Annotated in this window: 17 protein-coding genes; 14 read left to right on the forward strand and 3 right to left on the reverse strand. The window is 46.5% G+C overall.

Annotated features, from left to right (window positions below; translation table 11 throughout):
• Positions 1 to 11 precede the first annotated feature (11 nt).
• The 10 genes from lspA (at position 12) to MHM93_RS19350 (ending at position 9,265) form a co-directional block, all read left to right on the forward strand.
• Entirely contained in the window at positions 12 to 509 is a 498-nt protein-coding gene (gene lspA / locus MHM93_RS02020; RefSeq protein ID WP_239447802.1) for a signal peptidase II, read from the forward strand.
• Positions 502 to 945: an FKBP-type peptidyl-prolyl cis-trans isomerase gene (fkpB, locus tag MHM93_RS02025; protein WP_045978213.1), complete on the forward strand. Its 444-nt coding sequence runs from the start codon at positions 502 to 504 to the stop codon at positions 943 to 945. The genes lspA and fkpB overlap by 8 nt, the downstream gene beginning before the upstream one ends.
• Complete coding sequence (ispH, locus tag MHM93_RS02030; RefSeq protein ID WP_138588775.1) at positions 942 to 1,871, forward strand: 4-hydroxy-3-methylbut-2-enyl diphosphate reductase; 930 nt, start codon at positions 942 to 944, stop codon at positions 1,869 to 1,871. The genes fkpB and ispH overlap by 4 nt, the downstream gene beginning before the upstream one ends.
• A 14-nt stretch (positions 1,872 to 1,885) precedes the next feature.
• Positions 1,886 to 2,923, forward strand: coding sequence for a histidine kinase (locus MHM93_RS19425; protein WP_239447803.1), 1,038 nt, complete (start codon positions 1,886 to 1,888; stop codon positions 2,921 to 2,923).
• A complete protein-coding gene (locus MHM93_RS02040; RefSeq protein WP_239447804.1) occupies positions 2,901 to 3,614 on the forward strand; it encodes a LytTR family DNA-binding domain-containing protein in 714 nt (237 codons plus the stop codon). The genes MHM93_RS19425 and MHM93_RS02040 overlap by 23 nt, the downstream gene beginning before the upstream one ends.
• Before the next feature lie 119 nt (positions 3,615 to 3,733).
• Positions 3,734 to 4,294: a type IV pilus modification protein PilV gene (gene pilV, locus MHM93_RS02045; RefSeq protein WP_138508779.1), complete on the forward strand. Its 561-nt coding sequence runs from the start codon at positions 3,734 to 3,736 to the stop codon at positions 4,292 to 4,294.
• A gap of 12 nt (positions 4,295 to 4,306) precedes the next feature.
• Positions 4,307 to 5,296 carry a PilW family protein gene (locus MHM93_RS02050; protein ID WP_138508780.1) on the forward strand — a complete coding sequence of 330 codons (990 nt, stop codon included), beginning with the start codon at positions 4,307 to 4,309 and terminating at the stop codon, positions 5,294 to 5,296.
• Positions 5,284 to 5,766: a pilus assembly protein PilX gene (locus MHM93_RS02055; RefSeq protein ID WP_138508781.1), complete on the forward strand. Its 483-nt coding sequence runs from the start codon at positions 5,284 to 5,286 to the stop codon at positions 5,764 to 5,766. Before MHM93_RS02050 ends, MHM93_RS02055 begins: the two co-directional genes overlap by 13 nt.
• Positions 5,767 to 5,783: 17 nt before the next feature.
• Positions 5,784 to 8,798 (forward strand): PilC/PilY family type IV pilus protein, encoded by a 3,015-nt coding sequence (locus MHM93_RS02060; RefSeq protein ID WP_239447805.1) that lies wholly within the window; start codon positions 5,784 to 5,786, stop codon positions 8,796 to 8,798.
• A complete protein-coding gene (locus MHM93_RS19350) occupies positions 8,798 to 9,265 on the forward strand; it encodes a type IV pilin protein (protein WP_275444082.1) in 468 nt (155 codons plus the stop codon). Before MHM93_RS02060 ends, MHM93_RS19350 begins: the two co-directional genes overlap by 1 nt.
• 9 nt (positions 9,266 to 9,274) lie before the next feature.
• On the opposite strand, the gene MHM93_RS02075 is transcribed toward MHM93_RS19350, so the two are convergent.
• The gene (locus tag MHM93_RS02075) at positions 9,275 to 9,799 is read right to left on the reverse strand and encodes a GspH/FimT family pseudopilin (protein WP_239447807.1); all 525 of its coding nucleotides are present in this window, start codon (positions 9,797 to 9,799) and stop codon (positions 9,275 to 9,277) included.
• Between the two features lie 64 nt (positions 9,800 to 9,863).
• Positions 9,864 to 10,391 carry a GspH/FimT family pseudopilin gene (locus MHM93_RS02080; RefSeq protein WP_138508785.1) on the reverse strand — a complete coding sequence of 176 codons (528 nt, stop codon included), beginning with the start codon at positions 10,389 to 10,391 and terminating at the stop codon, positions 9,864 to 9,866.
• A 130-nt stretch (positions 10,392 to 10,521) separates the two neighbouring features.
• On the opposite strand from MHM93_RS02080, the gene MHM93_RS02085 reads away from it, so the two are divergent.
• Positions 10,522 to 10,860 carry a P-II family nitrogen regulator gene (locus tag MHM93_RS02085; RefSeq protein WP_022945250.1) on the forward strand — a complete coding sequence of 113 codons (339 nt, stop codon included), beginning with the start codon at positions 10,522 to 10,524 and terminating at the stop codon, positions 10,858 to 10,860.
• Between the two features lie 74 nt (positions 10,861 to 10,934).
• Here MHM93_RS02085 and MHM93_RS02090 read toward each other — a convergent pair whose 3' ends face one another.
• Positions 10,935 to 11,693, reverse strand: coding sequence for an outer membrane protein assembly factor BamD (locus MHM93_RS02090; RefSeq protein WP_045978199.1), 759 nt, complete (start codon positions 11,691 to 11,693; stop codon positions 10,935 to 10,937).
• Positions 11,694 to 11,816: 123 nt separating this feature from the next.
• On the opposite strand from MHM93_RS02090, the gene rluD reads away from it, so the two are divergent.
• The 3 genes from rluD (at position 11,817) to clpB (ending at position 16,187) form a co-directional block, all read left to right on the forward strand.
• On the forward strand, positions 11,817 to 12,794 hold the full coding sequence (rluD, locus tag MHM93_RS02095) for a 23S rRNA pseudouridine(1911/1915/1917) synthase RluD (RefSeq protein WP_053910294.1): 978 nt from the start codon (positions 11,817 to 11,819) through the stop codon (positions 12,792 to 12,794).
• Positions 12,784 to 13,524 carry a peptidoglycan editing factor PgeF gene (gene pgeF, locus MHM93_RS02100; RefSeq protein ID WP_239447809.1) on the forward strand — a complete coding sequence of 247 codons (741 nt, stop codon included), beginning with the start codon at positions 12,784 to 12,786 and terminating at the stop codon, positions 13,522 to 13,524. Before rluD ends, pgeF begins: the two co-directional genes overlap by 11 nt.
• 86 nt (positions 13,525 to 13,610) lie before the next feature.
• Positions 13,611 to 16,187 carry an ATP-dependent chaperone ClpB gene (clpB, locus tag MHM93_RS02105; RefSeq protein WP_045978196.1) on the forward strand — a complete coding sequence of 859 codons (2,577 nt, stop codon included), beginning with the start codon at positions 13,611 to 13,613 and terminating at the stop codon, positions 16,185 to 16,187.
• Positions 16,188 to 16,216 lie beyond the last annotated feature (29 nt).

Consider the following 16,216-nt stretch of genomic DNA (forward strand, 5'->3'; position numbering starts at 1 on the left):
AAGGAGCGAAGGTGTTAGCAAAGCGAAGTGGGCTTATATGGCTGACGCTTTCAGCGCTGGTTTTGGTGCTCGATTGGGGCACTAAAACTTGGGTTGTCAGCGCTATGTCGTTACGGGAAAGCATTGATGTTTTGCCGTTTTTTAATATTACTTATGTACATAATTATGGTGCCGCATTTAGTTTTCTCAGTGATGCCGGCGGCTGGCAACGGTGGTTCTTAAGTGCCATTGCCGTGACTATCTCGGTGCTGCTGGTATGGTGGTTAAAGCGCTTGCCAGCGACCAATAAGCTGCTCGGCAGTGCTTATGCATTGGTGCTCGCGGGAGCACTCGGTAACCTTTACGACCGACTACACTATGGGTATGTTATCGACTTTATCCATGTCTATTATCAGGACTGGCATTATCCCGCGTTTAACATTGCCGATTGCGCCATTTGTATTGGTGCTGCGCTGTTATTATTCGATGCCTTTAAATCCAGCAGTAAAGAGGAGCAGACCCATGAGTAACATGGTGATCGGTGCTAATTCCGAGGTTGTTTTTCATTTCTCTATCAAGCTCAGCGATGGCTCTGCAGCGGATTCTACTAAAGTGCACGATAAGCCGGCTAAGCTGACTATGGGCGATGGCAGCCTAACGGAAAACTTTGAAAAATGTTTGCTAGGGCTGTCGGCTGGTGATGAGAAAAGCTTTGAGCTTGAGCCAGAGGATGCCTTTGGTCAGCCTAACCCTGACAATATTTATCATGTTGATAGAAGCAAATTCGGCAGTGATGCACCGGCTCAAGTCGGCGCCATCATTGCGTTTACTCAGCCCGATGGTACTGAACTTCCTGGTGTTGTTCGCGAAGTGGTTGGCGAGTCGGTCACTATTGACTTTAACCACCCGTTAGCCGGGCAAAAGTTAACCTTTGAAGTGGAAATTTTGGAGGTCACAAACCCATGAAAATAGTGCTTGCTAACCCGCGTGGGTTTTGTGCTGGCGTCGACCGGGCTATCAGTATTGTTGAGCGGGCTTTGGATATTTTTGAGGCGCCTATTTATGTGCGTCATGAAGTCGTGCATAACAAATATGTGGTTAATGGTTTAAAAAACCGAGGTGCCGTGTTTGTTGAAGAGCTGCATCAAGTGCCCGACGACAGTATCGTCATTTTTAGTGCTCACGGCGTCTCCCAAGCTGTGCGCCAAGAGGCCAAGCGTCGCGAGTTAAAAGTATTCGATGCCACCTGTCCGTTGGTCACTAAAGTGCATATGGAAGTGACGCGAGCATCACGCAAAGCGATTGAGTGTATTCTCATTGGTCACCATGGCCACCCTGAGGTAGAAGGCACCATGGGGCAATACGATAATCCCGAAGGCGGGATTTATCTGGTCGAAACTCCAGAGGACGTCGCTCAGCTTGAGGTGAAAAACCCAAGCAACTTGTTCTATTGTAGTCAAACCACGTTATCGGTAGACGATACTGCTGATGTGATTGATGCGCTGCGGGCTAAATTCCCAGATATAGACGGCCCGCGAAAAGACGATATTTGTTATGCCACGCAAAATCGTCAGGATGCAGTGCGAGACTTAGCTGATAAGGTTGACGTTTTATTAGTTGTCGGTGCTAAAAACAGTTCAAACTCTAATCGGTTGCGCGAACTTGCCAGTAAGATGGGCACTAAAGCCTATCTTATCGATGATGCCAGCAGCATTGATGCCAGCTGGCTTGAGGGCATTGATTCTGTGGGCGTGACAGCAGGCGCATCAGCACCTGAGGTGTTAGTACAAGAAGTGATTGCTCACTTGCAGTGTGCAGGCGGTGAACAAGTCACGGAAAACCCCGGGCGTGAGGAAGACATCGTGTTTGCTGTACCGGCCGAGCTACGATAATAAGGGTTATTCCAGTGAAGCAGCAAACTGAAGAAACTCACGCTTTACTGGAAGCCTTATGCCAAGACCGAGGTATTCTCGCGGCTTTGATTGTTGCTCAGTGCCTTGCCCTTATTATTAGTTTGAGCCTGCCCCACACGGAAAATTTTTGGTTGGGGCTGGCGCAAATCAGCTGTTTCATCATACTTATCACCTCTGCCAGTTTAAGCATACTGTACCTTTCACTTCCACACTCAAAAAAATTAGCCAGTAAATACTCTTCTTTACTGGTGTTGTTGGTCGTAATATCTGCGACTGCTATAGCGAGTTGGATTGTTATTGAGCACAGCCTCTTTGATGTAAATGAGTCATTATGGTTCATGCTATCGAACTGTATAATCGCTGCTATAGTGGTTGTTTTGTATACCCAGTTCATGGCTATTCACAGCGAGCAAGCTAAAGCTGAAAACTTACTTATCAACGCCAAGCTTGATGCTCTTCAAGCTAGAATAAGGCCTCACTTTTTATTTAATACACTAAATAGTATTGCTGAGCTTACTCACCAGAGCCCTGAAGCTGCTGAAGAGGCAACCATGGCTTTAGCTAGCTTATCAAAAGCAGCTATGCGAGTAGGGCAAGATAGTTCTTTGATGGCTGAGGTGGACTTAGCTAAACAGTATATTAGCCTTGAAAAGTGGCGCTTTGGTGAACGTTTAAACGTGCAATGGCAAATACCAACGCGAATAGAAGATATTGATTTACCATGTCTAACGCTACAGCCTCTTCTCGAAAATGCGGTTTATTACAGTTTAGGAAGTAGTCATAATGAATCGTTGATCGTAGTCAAAGCGGTCAGTACAAATAGATCTATCACCGTTATTGTTGAAAACAGTATCGCGGAAGGTGTTGAAAACAGTAACAGCAATGGAATCGGTATTAACAATATTACTGATCGGCTACGGCTGAAATTCGGTGAACGAGCGCTCCTAAACCACCATAAACGAAATGGTGTATATAGAGTCAAACTGGTTATTCCTAAGGATGAATATCGTGCTCAAAGTACTCATAGCTGATGATGAACCCCTTGCACGCTCTCGATTACGTCGCCTTCTTGAGACTAAATGTGCAATGGATATAGCCATTTTAGCTGAGGCTGAGCAGGGTGATGAGGTGCTAGCCCTAGTGCACAAATATCATCCGGATATTGTCTTTTTAGATATTGAAATGCCAAAAATGAATGGTATCGAAGCTGCTGAGGTAATATCAGCCATGCCTACGCCGCCGGCGGTTATATTTACAACCGCCTACAGTGAATATGCAATAGCCGCTGTGAATCTGCAAGCTGTTGGGTATCTAGTAAAGCCGGTGGAGCTGGATCTCTTAAACAACGTTCTTGCTAAAGTAAGTAAAGTAAATCGGGCGCAGAAAAGCACACAATCATTGACAACCGTGAGCTATCAGCTAGGGAATAAGTTAGTGCGTGTTGGCGTTGATGACATAAGTTATTTCTATGCCGACGGTAAATATACAGCCTTGGTTACCAAGGAAAAGGTAGAAGGTCTTATAGATAGGCCGTTAAAAGAATTAGAAAGAAGCTTACAAGATAAGTTTATTCGTATTCACAGACACGCACTTGTAAACCTTGACGAAATTGTCGGAATTGAGTTCAAAGAAGATAACTACTGTGCAATATTACGCAGTACCGACAAACACTTACCCATCTCACGGCGAGCGTTAAAAGCCGTAAGAGCACACATCGCTTAAACTGGCTGACACGTTACAGACCATTTATTCCTTAAATTTAACCGCTTATTACCGTTGTTATTGTCTCGTAGTGCTAAGTTAGTAAACTGTTACTAATGATATAAGTAACGGATAGGCAAATGTCAGATACCTCACCTTCTTCTCAACACGGCTTTACGCTTATTGAAGCGTTAATTGCGTTTATTGTGTTAAGTGTTGGCCTGTTAGGCGCTGTAGCACTTCAAGCCAAAGCAAAACAAGCTAGCTTTGATTCGATGCAGCGAGCCGCAGCGTTGGCGCTAGGCAATGATATTATTCAACGCATACGAGCTAATGATGTAAATAACGCTGATGCTCTCTACAACTTCAACTTCAATAGCACAGAGACTATAGACGCTTCTGCAAACTGTCAGAATAACGTTTGCACACCCGATCAGTTGGCTGCTTTCGATCGCGCTCAATGGCAACGGGCGATTCGGGCAAGGGAAAACAGCGGCACTTTAGATAATGCCGTGGTTTGTATCAGTCCTACTCGGGTTGACGGCGCTGTTACCAGCGAGGTGCAACTAACCGTTGTTGTTACATGGGAAGGTCGCCAGGCTCTAAACGGCGGGCAAACTGGTGGTGTAGACTGTGGCGACAATAATGCAGAGCGCCGAGCACTGGTGTTAAACAGTTCAGTACATCTAAGAGCACCTTAAGGAGGATTACCAATGGAATCAAAAACTAAACAGTTAGGTATTACGCTCGTAGAAATGATGGTGTCTTTATTGGTAGGGGCGGTTATCCTTGCAGGTGTCATGTTTACCTATGTGGGAATGAAAACCACCACTAATGACACTATGGCTATTGGAGAGCTGCAAGAAACAGGGCGTCTCGCTCTTGATATTATCTCCAGTGATATTCAACAAGCAGGTTTTTGGGGAACTTTTTATGAAAAAAGTATAACTCCAAGTAATACTCAAACCTTGCCTCCACCTCCTGCTGAGTGTGTCGGTGGGCCGAATAATGGTTCATTTCCTGATGGCTCTAACGCCCCTTTCTTATTTATATTTGCACTAACCTCAACAGGTGCTGGTCACTTTGGCTGTTTGGCCACGCCAAATGACAATTCCGATATTATCCAAATCAAACGCTTGGAGGGCAATAATACGTTGCCTGCTGCCATGCAGCCGAATAGATATTACTTCGTAGCGGCACATAATGAGGCGCAATTTACGACCAGTGCCTTAGGCGTGCTGCCTAAACCCAATGCGACAATTTGGCCTTATGCGCACAATATCTACTATGTTGACGAGCAAACCTTTGTCGTTAACGGAAATAACCTGACAGTGCCAGTTCTGATGCGTAGGCGTTTGACTACAGCGGGTATGCGAGCTGAAACAGTGATGGAGGGGGTAGAAAACATCTACTTAAACTTTGGCCTAGATACCAATGGCGATCAGCGTGTAGACAGTTATAGAAATGCCAACCAGATGCAGTTAGCTGATTGGGCTCAACAAGGGGTCCAAGTGTTAACCATTCAACTCAATGTACTTGTACGAGCTTTGCAACCTGACCCCGGTGCCAACATTGTGAACCAAAGTTATCAGCTGGGTGGAGCAAATGGGCGAACGTTAAACTTTGATGATAATTTCCGCCGTGCAGTATTTACTTCAACGATACAGCTTAGAAATGTAGGAGCAAATTTATGGTCCATATAGCTAAACAACAAGGGGTTGTGCTTGTAGCAGCATTGGTTATGTTGCTGGCTGTCACCGGTATTGCAGTTACCTTGATGAGTAGCTCTAGCATCGACATCAAAATGACCAATGCGGCACAAGAGCGAGAGCGTGCTGACCATCAGTTGATGGGTGAAGTAGAGGCAGCGATAGCAAGCGAAGTAAATAGAGGAACTAACAGCCGTTTTTTATGGACTTTAGCGCAATTTGCGCAAAGCAATGATGTTGTGCAGCTGAACGTGGCGGGAAATGCCAGTGCATCAACATTGACAAATATGAACCCGGGGCCGGCGACGCTTAACTGTCCCAGAAGGTTCGATTACACCGAGGGTGTGGTGTGCAACATAATGCAATTAGACACCACGCTAGATTATGGTGGTAAGAGTTCTCATAACGTAGCCCTTTCAAGCGGTATAGCTCAAGAGCTACTTGATGTAAATAAGACCCAGTAGATGAGAGGGCAAGGATCATGAAAGCATTTAAATACAGTGGTATTGCAGCAGCGTTAATGGCTGTAAGCCAAAGCGCTCAGGCTGAAGATATCAAACTCTACGTTAACAGTAATGTGAAAACAGAGGAAAAGCCGAGAGTTATTGTTGTGTTCGATACTTCGGGAAGTATGGGACGAGATGCGCAAACCGGGAATAGTTGTAGTAACTGTACGAGCCGTATGGATGTTGCCAAAACCGCTATTTCAGATTTGGTGGAGAAGAATAAAACAGATATCGATTTTGGCTTAATGCGTTTAAGAGGAAGTAACGGTGGTTATGTGCTCGCAGGGCTGGGTTCAAGCGCCTCTAAAATAAAAGACGAAATAGATGACTTAAAAGCTGGTGGCAATACACCTATCGAAGAAACCTTGTATGAAGCCTATCGCTACTTAACAGGCGGTGAGGTTGATCAAGCACGTTGGACAAATGATCGTGATACCTCAGTAGAGTTAGGCGACGACTATGTTTCACCATTCTCTAAATATAAAGACGCTCGCTGTGATAATTCCATTAACATGATCCTAATGACCGATGGTGACCCAACCAGTGATAATGATAGAGACGGTGTCATAGAGGATCTACATGAAGGGATATTCGGGTATGAGGCCAATGAGCTGCACAACAGTTCATTGCATATACTCGCGAAGTCCATGTATGGGCTTGGCTCAGATAATGCTGATGAAAATATCAATATCGATTTGTACAGTGCTACCTCTACTGTACAAGATTTTGCCCGAACCTATACCATAGGTTTTGGTAACGGGATGTCTGATAAGGGTAAAGAATTACTAGAGCAGACAGCTAAACTAGGTGGTGGGCAATATATACACGCCGAAACCGGTGATAAGCTTAGTGAGGCGCTAGAAAATACAATAAACAAAATTCGAGAGGTAAACGATACCTTTACCTCACCAGCTATCGCCAGTAATAACTTCGACAGAACGCGCAGTCGTGACTCTTTGTACTACGCAATGTTTTATCCTGACGAAGGAACACGTTGGTCAGGTAACCTTAAAAAGCTAAAAGTAAACGGCGATGATGTTTTAGACTCTAATAAAATCAGTGCACTAGATGATACGACGGGCACCCTCAAGAAAAATGCCCGAACTTATTGGTTACCCGATGGCGAAGAAAATGATGGAGCTGTAGTGCATCGCGGCGGAGTCAATGGGGCGCTTGTTAGAGCAAGCAGCCGAACAGTTTATACTGACACCGGTGGAGGACTAACATCTTTTGATTTTCAAGAGATGCGCGACGCGCTAGGTGGTAAGTCTGAGGGCAGAAAAGCACTAAGAAACCTTTTTGGCGCTTCCAGCAATCCAGAGGTCAAAAATCTGGTCAAGTGGTCTCTTGGCGAGGATGCATTTGATGATGACAGTGACGGAGATGTGACCGAGAAACGCGACGCTATCATGGGTGACCCACTTCACTCTAAGCCTGTAGCGATAGACTATGGCGGTGATGTACGTATTTTAGTAGGTACTAATGCTGGTTATGTTCATATGTTTAAAGACGATGAGCAAGCTAACACCGTGAGCGAGAGCTGGGCGTTTATCCCCTCAGAACTATTCGACATCATCAAGCCGTTAAAAAACAATGATACTGGTAAGCTGTATGGAATGGATGGGCCAATATCTGTCCACTTTGATGATAAAAACGGTAACGGTGTCGTTGAAGATGGCGACAAAGTTTGGGCATTTTTTGGCATGCGCCGAGGTGGCAGTAGCTACTATGCGCTGGATCTATCGAATAAGGATAAACCAAAGTTGCTTTGGACCATTTCATCAGGAGATAGCGACTTTGCCGAAATGGGGCAGTCGTGGTCGCGAATGGAAGTGGTATATGTGAATCATAATCAATACAAAGGACGGCCACTGTTGGCATTTGGTGCGGGTTATGACACTAATAAAGACAATGTTACCCGTACTCCTGACTCGAAAGGAGTAGGCATTTTCCTCGTTGATGCTGAATCAGGAGAACTTGTTTGGAAGAAAACGTCGAAGAATGGTTTCACTGGTAGTCACAGTATCGCCTCAAATATTTCGTACTTAGACTCCGATTATGATGGCTATGTCGATCGCTTTTATGCCTCAGATACAGGTGGTGACGTGTGGCGTTTTGACTTGCCAGGTGATGACCCATCAAGCAGTGAAACACCGTGGACACACTTTAAACTCGCATCTTTAGGTGGTGCGACCGCAGGGAGTGACCGTCGTTTCTTCTACAAACCTATGGTAGCACGAACTTACTTCAGCAAAGTAGTTTCAACTGAGATAGTAGAAGATGGTAAAACAACCACAAGTTATACAAGACAATCAACGCCTTATGATGCGATTTTGTTGGGCAGTGGCAACCGCCCAGAGCCATTGGCGACATCGGTCAGTGACATGCTGTTTATGATCCGCGATGAGAATGTGATTACGCAGTCTTTTAAAGAGAACATTCCGGCGCCTGTGACGTTTGGCGATTTAATGAACGTTAATGATGATAAGTTCGCTGCTAAGCTCGATGATGTAGAGGGTTTTATGGAGCTTGAATACGAGCTCGGCAATAGCTTTGACGGTTGGTACTATAGTCTCGGTGTCGGTGAGAAGTCTTTGGCCGCGCCAACAGTTGTGGGTGGGGTTGCTTATTTCAGTAGCTTTATTCCTGGCTCAGAAGATAGTACGGAAAACCAATGTTCTTTAGGTGGTGGTGAAGGCGGTATTTATGCATTTCACTTACACTATGGCACGAAAGTGTATAACAATCTGAAAATCCCTGCAGGAGACTCAATTCCTGATACGCCAACAGTGGTGTGGATGGAAAATGATAAAGGCGGCTCCGAGGCAAGAATCGTGACTAAGAATAACGTTATAGAGCCGAAAAAAGTCCAAGGCCCAGCCCCTGTTGTTAATGGCGATGACATTGAACTCTATACTTCGCCAGCGGGTATTAGCTTGAAAACTCAACAAACTTATATTTATCGTCTCGAAGATAATAGGGATAATTAATGAATAAAGTTACTAAGGACACTGTCGTGGATAAAAATTCAACGCTTTTACATCGAGGGCTCGGTTTTACACTTATTGAAGTTATGATTGTAGTAGCAATCGTCGGGATCTTGGCTGCGGTGGCATACCCAAGCTACGTCGAGCATGTGCGTAAGGCTGCAAGAACAGAAGCGATGACTTCAGTGTTGGAGACGGCTAACAGGTTAGAGCAGTTTTATGTAGACAACCGCGTTTATACCAACAATTTGGCGGGTATCGGTGTCAATGCACTCACCGAGTCTGACTACTATACACTTGCAGTACAAATCAGAGACGGTGCCCAAGCGTTTACTGTTACAGCTACACCAAATTCGGGGCCAGCGCTGCAAGACTCGGAGTGTGGCGGCTTTACCGTTACTGATACGGGAAGAAAAGGTGTTACCGCCTCTACAGCTCCGGCAGTGGTAGATGAGTGCTGGGGTAACTAACCGGTTCACTCAACACTTATCATAGTCTCTTAAGCGGGTCCGGCCTATTTGTGATACCGTGATCCGCTTATCTTGTATTTCATCCTGCTCATGACAGTATTTAAAACTGCCGCTACCCAAGACATAGACCATGCCATCCGGTTGAAAGGTTAAAGAGCGTCTTTGGTAACTTAGTCGACCATCATTGTGACCCTCAAGTACCCGCAAGAGAGTATCTTCGTTATCAATATCACCGATATTACTTTTATCGATAAATACAGCTATATCGCCGTCCCAGTGACTCGCGCATTTAAAGCCGTTATAAGGGCATAGCGTCACGTAGCGATTACTTTTAATAGCGTATATTCGCGCGTAGTTTAAGGTGGTTTTTAATTCGTGAAGGGTGTTATCTCTTCGATTGTTGGCAATAATTGTACCTAATGAGGTTAAAGCGAGGGCGGAGATAATACTTACGATTCCCACAACAGTCATCAATTCTAAAAGGGTCGTCCCTTTTTGAAAATTGCTCAGGGGCAACGAGTAAAAGAGTGTCATTAGCTTCATCCTTGAAGCTCCATCTATCCATCAGTAATTAATAATGATAGATCACTTCTGAGGATTAGCTACAACCAGTCGTGGTTGCTCCTCTATAGAGAGTCGTACCGGATTGAGTCAAGGTTAATGAACGTTCTGAATCATTTCCAGTATTTGGGCAATAAGCGAAATCTCCATTTTGATTCAAGCCAACTCTTCCTGTGGCATCAAAGCTAATTGGACTATTGCCAGAATATACCAGAGTATCGTTTGCTGGAACCGTTTCCATTTCTCTAAGTAGAGTATCATTACCACCGAACTGGCCGTTGTTGTCATCATCTACAAAGATTGCAACGGTATTGCTCTGCCAATCGTTGGTACAGTTAGCGCCATTAAGCGGACAGACTACGACTGTCGCATCTGTTGAGGTTGCCTTGGCTCTGGCAAACATGAGTTGTCGTTTTAACTCGAAGAGGTGGTTTTCGGCTCGGTCTCTAGCGAGCATATCTGTTGAGTTGCTAAACGCTATCGATGCTACGATAGCAACAATAGCGACTGTTACCATCAGTTCCAATAAGGTAAAGCCTGCTTGCCGGTGAGTATTGTTGCTCATGGCTGTAATCCTTTTTGTGTATTTATATTAATTTTAACACTATTAACGCATTAGTCACCCCTTGGGTGTTTGCTTCAACACTCACAATTGACTAAAATCGGCGCATCTGTCATCGCGAATATAAAAAGTCATGAAAAAAATAGAAGCCATCATCAAGCCATTTAAGTTAGACGACGTCCGTGAAGCCCTTTCAGAAGTTGGTATCACCGGTATGACGGTCTGTGAGGTTAAGGGATTTGGTCGCCAAAAAGGCCATACTGAGCTTTATCGCGGTGCCGAGTACATGGTCGACTTTTTACCAAAAGTGAAGCTCGATATCGTGCTAGCCGATGAAGATGTCGAGCGTGCTATCGAAGTTATAGTGAAAACCGCACAAACCGGCAAAATAGGCGATGGTAAAATTTTCGTGACGGAAGTCGAGCGAGTGGTACGTATCCGTACGCAAGAGGAAGACGAAGAAGCGATTTAAAAGCATGTGATTTAACTTATAAATATAAAAAAACCGATGCCTTCACAGCATCGGTTTTTTTATATGTGCGTTACTTAGCGTTCGCGCTTATTTGCCTCAAGGGTTTGTTGGGCATGTTCAGCCATATCTGGTAAGCCAAGTTTTTCGTAGCTTTTCACCATCATTTCTAACGCAGGCTCAAGGTAACTGCTTTGCGAGAAATGCTCAACAACGTACTTACCGCGATTTGCTGCGGCCAGGTAGGCTTCACGCTCGTAATAATACTGTGCCACTTTCAACTCGTTGCGAGCCATGCGGTTGAGTAGCCAAGCAAGACGACGCTTTGCCTCGGGTGCATATTTGCTGTCAGGGTAGTTGTTGACTAGAGTTGATAAGTCTTTATAGGCCACTCGAGTGCGTTTTGCGTCTCTATCGGCTCGATCTACACCAAAGTATTCTTGGAAGGCATTCTTATCAGCCTTAATATTGACCAAGCCACGCATGTAGTACATGTAGTCTAAGTCTTTGTGGTTCGGGTTTAAGCGAATAAAGCGGTCAATAGTGGCCAAAGCTTGCTCTGTATTGCCAGTTTGGTAATGCGCATAGACTAAGTCCATTTGCACTTGTTTAGAGAAAGGGCCAAACGGATAGCGAGAATCAATGGCGGTAAGTAGCTCGATTGCCCGGGCATATAAGCCTGAATCTAAGGTTTCGCGTGCATCTTCATACAAAGCTTGTGCGGATTTGTTGGGTACGCGCTCAATTTCTTGTTGTTCTGGCGCGGATGAACATGCGCTAAGTAAGGAGGCCGTAAATACGACTGCAAGTGCCCGTTTACTTATTTTATTTATCATTAATTAGGTACCTTCGTTGTCTTCGGCTAGGCCAAGTAGGTAAAACCGAGTAAACTATGCGAATTATGCGATTCTAACCCAGTCGAGCAGAGCTTGCACTGGTAAATTAGGTAAAACTTGCTTATGGCAGAACAAATTTCCCTCAGTGCAGAGGTCCCCGTGGAACTAGGCGGTAAACGTCTAGACCAAATTTTGGCGCAATTGTTCCCGGACTATTCGCGCTCACGAATAAAAACGTGGATTCTCGATGACATGGTGCAGGTTGATGGCCTCACCTTAAACACCCCCAAAGAAAAGCTGTTGGGCGGTGAACACGTAGAGATCAACGCGCAAATTGAAGCGCCGCGAGAATATGAAGCACAAGATATTGCTTTAGATATCGTCTACGAAGATGACGATATTTTGGTGATCAATAAACCTGCGGGCTTAGTGGTCCATCCTGGTGCCGGCAACCCAGATGGCACAGTGTTAAACGCGTTATTGCATCATTGTCCAGAGATTGAAAATATCCCTCGTGCGGGTATCGTCCATCGTCTTGATAAAGACACCACAGGGTTGATGGTGGTTGCGAAAACCTTGCCAGCACAAACGCATTTGGTTGCGGCATTGCAAAAACGTGAAAATTTCACCCGTGAGTATGAAGCTATCTGTTATGGCACTATGACCGCAGGCGGTATGGTCGATGCGCCCATCGGTCGTCATGCCACTAAACGTACGCATATGGCCGTCAATGAATTTGGCAAGCCAGCGGTGACGCACTACCGAGTCGCTGAAAAGTTCCGTGCTCATACACGCTTACGGCTGCGCCTAGAGTCGGGTCGTACCCACCAAATCCGTGTGCATATGGCGCATATCAGTCACCCACTTGTTGGTGATCCCTTTTACGGCGGACGCCCACGTCCTCCTAAGCATGCCAGTGAAGAGTTTATGGCGACCTTACGAGGCTTCAAACGCCAGGCTTTGCATGCCATTAAGTTGCAGTTAGCACACCCGATCACCGGTGAGCAAATGCGTTGGCAGGCTCCAGTCCCTGAGGACATGGTGGCGCTGACCGAAGCGCTGCGCCAAGACACCGAAGCCAACGGCTACGATGACCTCTAAAACACCATTTTATACCCCAACCTGGGGTGCTGATGAGTCCCTGGTAGGGGTGCTGCAAAGCACCCGCCAAGGCGGGCATAGTCAGGGCGTGTATCGCAGCCTCAATGTGGGGCTGCATGTGGGCGACCAAGAGTCAGCGGTGCTCGCCAATCGCGCTGTGCTCAATAGCCAACTGCCGCGTCCTGCCTGTTATGTAAACCAAGTACATGGCACCCATATTCATTGTGTTACTCAGTACAGTGAACAGCTTAGAATCGAAGCGGATGGCCTGTTCACACGCTTGCCAAAGCAGCCTTTGGCTATTATGACAGCTGATTGCTTGGCGCTTTTATTAGCCAGCCAAGATGGCGCTGAAGTGGCCGCGTTGCATTGTGGTTGGCGCTCCCTTGCCGGAGGCATCATCGAGCGGGCGTTACCCTTATTTAACACCCCCGCAAAAGATATTCATGCTTGGCTTGGGCCTGCTATAGGGCCCTCAGCCTTCGAGGTCGGGAATGAGGTTAAAAGCCAATTTTGCGCTCACAGCGGCGACTATCAGCAGGGCTTTACAGCCCACGGCGACAAATTTCTTGCCAACTTGCCACTATTAGCCGAGCTTGCGCTTAATCGAGCTGGTGTGAGTAATGTCACTAAAGCTCAGGCCTGCACTTATACCCTTGCCGATACCTACTTTTCTTATCGACGCGATGGCCAAACTGGTCGTATGGCCAGTGTGATCTGGCGCAAATAATCACCAAAATTTTAACCGTATAACTTGATCAAACGCGCGCTAGCACCCATTAAATAGGTAATTAAAGTTTTAGTGGAAACAAACAGATGCGTTTAGATAGATTTACCAGTAAATTTCAGCAAGCGCTCTCCGATGCTCAATCATTAGCACTCGGTCGCGATCATCAATTTATTGAACCCGTACACCTAATGTACGCACTATTGCAGCAAACAGGCTCGAGTGTGCGTGCTCTTTTTGCGCAAGCAGGCGTCAGCGCCGATGAGCTCAACACCAAGCTTTCTCAAGAAATTGAGAAGTTGTTTAAAGTGGAGGGCGTCGGTGGCGACGTGCAATTGTCCAATAACATGGTGTCATTGCTGAACTTATGCGACAAATATGCGCAAAAGCGTAAAGACAAATATATTTCCAGCGAGCTGTTCGTGCTGGCTGCCTGTGAAGATAAAGGGCCTTTAGGAGAGATTTTTAAAGCTCTAAATATCACCACAGGTAAGGTGGAAAAAGCCATAGACGCGCTGCGCGGCGGGCAAAAAGTGGATGACCCCAACGCTGAAGACACTCGTCAGGCGCTTGAGAAATTCACTATCGATCTTACCGAGCGGGCCGAGCAAGGCAAGCTTGATCCCGTTATTGGTCGTGACGAGGAAATCCGTCGCACCGTGCAAGTGTTACAACGGCGCACTAAAAATAACCCGGTGTTAATTGGTGAACCGGGCGTTGGTAAAACGGCGATAGTTGAGGGCTTAGCGCAGCGTATCGTAAACGGTGAGGTTCCTGAGGGTCTTAAGAATAAGCGCGTGTTATCGCTCGATTTGGGCGCTTTAGTAGCCGGAGCTAAATACCGTGGCGAATTTGAGGAGCGTCTTAAGTCGGTCCTCAACGAGCTGGCTAAAGAAGAGGGGCAAGTGATCCTCTTTATCGATGAAATTCATACTATGGTCGGCGCGGGTAAAACCGACGGCGCCATGGATGCTGGGAACATGCTCAAACCGGCGCTAGCGCGAGGTGAATTGCATTGTGTTGGGGCGACAACCTTAGATGAGTATCGTCAATACATTGAAAAGGATGCGGCTTTAGAGCGTCGCTTCCAAAAGGTATTAGTAAATGAGCCGAGCGTTGAAGACACTATTGCCATTTTGCGAGGGTTAAAAGAGCGCTATGAGTTGCACCATTCTGTGGAAATCACCGATCCGGCGATCGTGGCAGCGGCGAATTTATCGCACCGTTATATTAGCGACCGGCAATTGCCCGATAAAGCCATCGACTTAATAGACGAGGCGGGCTCTTCCATTCGTTTACAAATTGACTCTAAGCCAGAGCAGTTGGACCGCCTTGAGCGGCGTATCATTCAGTTGAAACTTGAAGACAATGCCTTAGCTAAAGAAAAGGACGAGGCCAGCCAAAAGCGCCGTGAGGAAATGCAGGAGCTGATCCAAGAGCTGGAAAGTGAATATGCTGAGTTGGACGAAGTATGGAATGCGGAAAAGGCCTCGCTGCAAGGCACTCAAGTGATTAAAGCGGAGCTCGAGCAAGCGCGTTTGGACTTAGAGGTCGCACGTCGAGCTAGTGATCTACAGCGAATGTCAGAACTGCAGTACGGCCGAATTCCCGAGCTGGAGCGCAAATTAGACCTTGCCTCGCAAGTTGAAATGCAAGATATGAACTTGCTGCGTAATAAAGTGGGTGAAGACGAGATTGCCGAGATCCTCTCACGCTGGACCGGCATTCCAGTGGCGAAAATGCTTCAAGGCGAGCGTGAGAAGCTGCTACAGATGGAAGACGAGCTGCACCAGCGCGTTATCGGCCAAGACGAAGCGGTCACCGCTGTTGCCAATGCCATCCGTCGCTCTCGTGCAGGGTTAGCTGATCCCAATCGACCCATAGGCTCATTCTTATTCTTGGGCCCTACAGGGGTGGGTAAAACCGAGCTTACCAAAGCATTGGCGCAACTGATGTTTGACACCGAAGATGCCATGGTTCGTATCGATATGTCAGAGTTTATGGAGAAACATTCAGTGGCGCGTTTGGTCGGTGCGCCTCCGGGCTATGTCGGCTATGAAGAGGGCGGCTACCTCACCGAGGCTGTGCGCCGTCGTCCTTACTCGGTGGTACTGCTTGACGAAGTGGAGAAGGCGCACCCAGACGTATTCAATATCTTGCTACAGGTATTGGATGATGGTCGTCTCACTGACGGGCAAGGGCGCACCGTGGACTTTAAAAACACGGTGATCATTATGACTTCTAACTTGGGCTCGGATGTGATCCAAGAGCAAGCTGGGAATAATGATTACGCCACATTGAAAGACAAAGTGATGATGGTGCTGGCACAGCAATTTAGGCCAGAGTTTATAAACCGTATTGATGAAACCGTGGTATTCCATCCACTAGCCGGAGAGCACATCAAGCAGATTGCTGATATTCAGTTGGCGAAGTTGCACGAACGGCTCACTGAAAAAGGCTACCTATTGGAAATCACCGATGCGGCATTAGCTAAGCTGGCCGAGGGCGGGTTTGATCCGGTCTATGGTGCTCGACCTTTAAAACGGGCTATCCAGCAGGCCATTGAAAATCCGCTGGCACAGAAGCTGTTGGCTGGTGAGTTGGCTGATGGCAACTTGATTTCCATCGATGCTGACGAGCAAGGCTTTTTATTTAGCTGTAAATAAAGGTCAGTTATAACTCATACGAAAGGCGG

The organism is Pseudoalteromonas sp. MM17-2 (assembly GCF_022347945.1).
Lineage (GTDB): Bacteria > Pseudomonadota > Gammaproteobacteria > Enterobacterales > Alteromonadaceae > Pseudoalteromonas > Pseudoalteromonas ruthenica.